A 3660-nucleotide genomic window follows, 5' to 3' on the forward strand; every position below is an offset into this window, starting at 1 on the left:
CCTCGCGCTTGCGCGGCCAGCCAGTCCCGAACCTTGCGGGCGTTGTCGCTGAGCTCGCGGTTTCTCGACCAGATGATATGAAATCCCTTGCCGGTCGTCATCGTGTGGCCGGTCGCACGCACCAGAAGTCCTGACGCCAGCAGCCGCTCGGCGAGGTGACCCCAGCCGAGCGCAATGCCTTGGCCTTCCATGACCGCCTGGATCACCAGCGCATAATCGTTGATGCGCAAGCCGCGCCCGGCATCGGTGATGTTGACCCCGGCCGACTGGAACCACTCGTCCCAGCTCGCGGCATCGCGAAACGGCTCTTCGAGATGGATGAGCCGGTGTGATGGGAGATCCTCGACCGTTTCCGGCAGCCCGAATCGCGCCACATAGCTCGCGCCCGCAACTGGGAATATTTCCTCATCGGCCAACGGCAGCGAATGATAGTCCGGCCATTCCCTCGGTTCGCCGCCGCGAACGCCGAGCGGGATGTCTTCGGCGATGATGTCGAGATCACGATCGGCGGTCTGGATGCGCAGGTCGATGCCCGGCAGTTCGTCGCGAAACTGCTGCAGGCGCGGCATCATCCAGAATGAGGCGAAGGCCGTCGACGCGGCGAGCGTCACATGGCCGCCGGTCGCCTGCTGGCGCAGGTCTTCCGCTGACCTGCGGATGTGCGACAGGCCGAGCGAGACGTCGGCGTGGAAGCGGTCGCCGGCTTCGGTAAGGCTGACCTGCCGATGGCGGCGCTGGAACAGTTTCGCGCCCAGCTGCTCTTCGAGGCCGCGGATCGCATAGGACACGGCAGCCTGCGTCATGCCGAGCTCTCGCCCGGCGGCGGTAAAGCTCGACAACCGCCCGGCGGCCTCGAAAACGATCAGGCTGCCGGCCGACGGCAGCAGATGGCGCAAGCTTCGCATAAGCTGAGCTTATACAAGAGATCAGGATTTTCCAACGTCACAGCCATATTTTCTCTCGCTACGCTGGTCATCATTGGGAGGATAGAGTTTGCCATGAACGCACCGGCCACCGAAGTCACCGAACACGCCAGCCGCCGAGGTGGCGGCCGCCTGGGCCGCAAGGCGCTGCGGGGAACTCCCATGGCGTCGTTTCCGACGCTCGTTCGCAACATACCCGCATATCAAATCGTCCCGGACGAGGCTGTCGAGCTTATCCACCAGGAGTCGCTCGCCATCCTCGAAGAGGTTGGCTGCGAGTTCCGCGACGACGAGGCCATAGCACTGTGGATGGCCGCCGGAGCCGATGTCTCTGAGACGCGCGTCCGCATCGACCGCGCGCTCTTGATGGAACTCGTCTCGAAAGTCCCGCCGGAGTTCACGCTCAATGCGCGCAACCCTGAGCGCTCGGTCCGCGTCGGCGGTAAGAATTCCATCTTCGTGCCGATGTATGGCGCGCCTTACGTGCGCGACCTCGACAACAACAGGCGCTATGGCACGCTCGCCGACCTTCAGAATTTTCATAAGCTCGCTTACATGGCGCCAGCGCTGCACTCGTCGAGCTCGATCATCTGCGAGCCGATGGAAATTGCGGTGCCGAAGCGTCACCTCCACATCATTCATTCGGCGCTGAAGCATTCCGACAAGCCGTTCATGGGCATCGTGACGTCCAGGGATCGAGCCGAAGACACGATGGCGATGGCAGGCATCGTTTTCGGCGAGGACTACGTCCGTGACAACCCTGTGTTGGTGGCGATCACCAATTGCAACTCGCCACTGGTATGGGACGCCACCATGCTGGACGCGATGAAGGTCTATGCGCGTCACAACCAGCCACTGATCCTGGCGCCGTTCGCCCTCTGCGGCGCCTCGACTTCGGCCTCTGCCGTAGGTGCGGTCGCGCAGGTCAATGCGGAAGCGCTGGCTGGCGTCGCGTTCACACAGCTCCTCCGTCCAGGTTCGCCGCAGATCTACGGGCAGTTCATGGTTACGGTGGACATGAAGACCGGCGCTCCCATGGGCGGCACGCCTGAGGCGGCCCAGATGATGTATCTGATGGGGGCGCTGGCGCGGAAATACCGGCTGCCCTGGCGCACGTCGGGCTTCCATGTCGGATCGAAGCTGAATGACGCCCAGGCGGGCTACGAGGCGAACATGCTGATGCATGCCGCCATCCTTGCCGGCGCCAACTACATCTGGCACTCCGCCGGATGGCTCGAGGCCGGCCTGACCTGCGGCTATTCAAAATTTGCGACGGACTGCGAACAGCTTGTTGGCTGGTACAAATATGCTGGCGGCCTTCCGTTCGACGATTTCAAGGAAGCGATGGCGGCGATCCGCGAGGTGGGGCCGCAGGGCCACTTCCTCGGCACCCAGCACACGCTTGGACATTTCGAGTCCGCCTTCTTCATGCCCAGCATCATGGACTTCAATTCCTACGAACAGTGGAAGGCTGAAGGGGCAAAGGACCACGACACCCGCGGCCGCGAGAAAGCGCGCAACATGCTCGCGGATTATGAGGAGCCGAAGCTCGATGAGGGCATTGCCGATGGTCTCGAAGATTTGATTGCGCTGCGTGAGGAGAAGCTGCCGGACAGCGTTAGTTAATAGGACAGGCGAAGACCTGACGGGAACCAGACGGGAGGAAAAAATGACAATCTTCAGAAGCAACGGCGATCGCGTGCCGAATGCGATCGAGGCAATGGCGGCAGAGACGCGTGCAGGCCGGATGGACCGGCGCGAGTTTCTGGCGCTGGCAAGCGCCTTTGGGGCATCGACGGCCCTTGCCTACGGCATGATCGGTCTGGCCGTGCCGGAGCAGGCTTTGGCCGAGGAGCCGAAGAAGGGCGGAACGCTGCACGTTTCGATGTCGGTGAAGGCGCAGAAGGATCCCCGCACTTATGACTGGGTGGAGATGGCAAACGTCACCCGCACCTGGCTGGAGCCGCTGGTGCGCTACACCAAACAGTTCACCTTCGAACCGGTTCTGCTCGAAAGCTGGGACGTCAATGACGACGCCACCGAATATACGCTGCACCTGCGCAAGGGCGTGACCTGGAACAATGGCGATGCCTTCAACGCCGATGACGTTGTCTTCAATCTGACGCGCTGGTGCGAGAAAGGCGCCTCGGGCAATTCGATGGCCGCGCGCGTCGGCGCGCTGATCGACGCAAAGACCGGCAAGGCAAGAGATGGCGCCATAACCAAGGTCGACGACAACACCGTCAAGCTGAAGCTGAACGAGCCTGATATCTCGCTGATCCCGAACTTCACCGACTATCCGGCGCTCGTCGTCCACCGCAACTTTGACGCCGACGGCGCCGACCCGATCAAGAAGCCGATCGGTACTGGACCTTTCGAGCTTGTCTCTTATGATGTCGGCCAGAAAGCGGTCGTCAAGCGTCGTGAGAACGGCAAGTGGTGGGGCGGCGAGGCGCCTCTCGACAGTGTCGAATTCATCGACTACGGCACCGACTTCAACGCCACCGTGAACGCGTTCGAGTCCGGCGAGATCGACATCAACTTCGAGACGCCCGCAGACTTCATCGACATCCTCGACAAGATGGATTTGGTGAAGTCGGAGGTCGCGACAGCGACCACACTGGTTGCCCGCACCAACATCACCCACAAGCCCTATGACAACCAAAAGGTGCGCAACGCGCTGCAGATGGCGGTCGACAACGGCGCCGTGCTGCAACTTGGCTATGCCGGGCGAGGG

Annotated in this window: 3 protein-coding genes; 2 read left to right on the forward strand and 1 reads right to left on the reverse strand. The window is 62.1% G+C overall.

The annotated features are described in order from the left end of the window. The coding region (locus EOA85_RS30250; protein ID WP_127212188.1) for a LysR substrate-binding domain-containing protein at nt 1–905 on the reverse strand (905 nt) is incomplete at its 3' end. A gap of 93 nt (nt 906–998) precedes the next feature. Here EOA85_RS30250 and EOA85_RS30255 point away from each other — a divergent pair. Continuing rightward, nucleotides 999–2549: a trimethylamine methyltransferase family protein gene (locus EOA85_RS30255; protein WP_127212189.1), complete on the forward strand. Its 1551-nt coding sequence runs from the start codon at nt 999–1001 to the stop codon at nt 2547–2549. A 43-nt stretch (nt 2550–2592) separates the two neighbouring features. Beyond that, nucleotides 2593–3660, forward strand: a 1068-nt coding sequence (locus EOA85_RS30260) for an ABC transporter substrate-binding protein (protein ID WP_245486140.1), incomplete at its 3' end; no start/stop codon positions are given.

The sequence above is a fragment of the Mesorhizobium sp. M5C.F.Ca.IN.020.29.1.1 genome (genome assembly GCF_003997375.1).
GTDB classification, from domain to species: domain Bacteria; phylum Pseudomonadota; class Alphaproteobacteria; order Rhizobiales; family Rhizobiaceae; genus Mesorhizobium; species Mesorhizobium wenxiniae.

Bases quoted from the DNA above. Each gene is read 5' to 3' on its own strand.
- EOA85_RS30255 (WP_127212189.1), top strand. From the start codon at position 999: ATGAACGCACCGGCCACCGAAGTCACCGAACACGCCAGCCGCCGAGGT.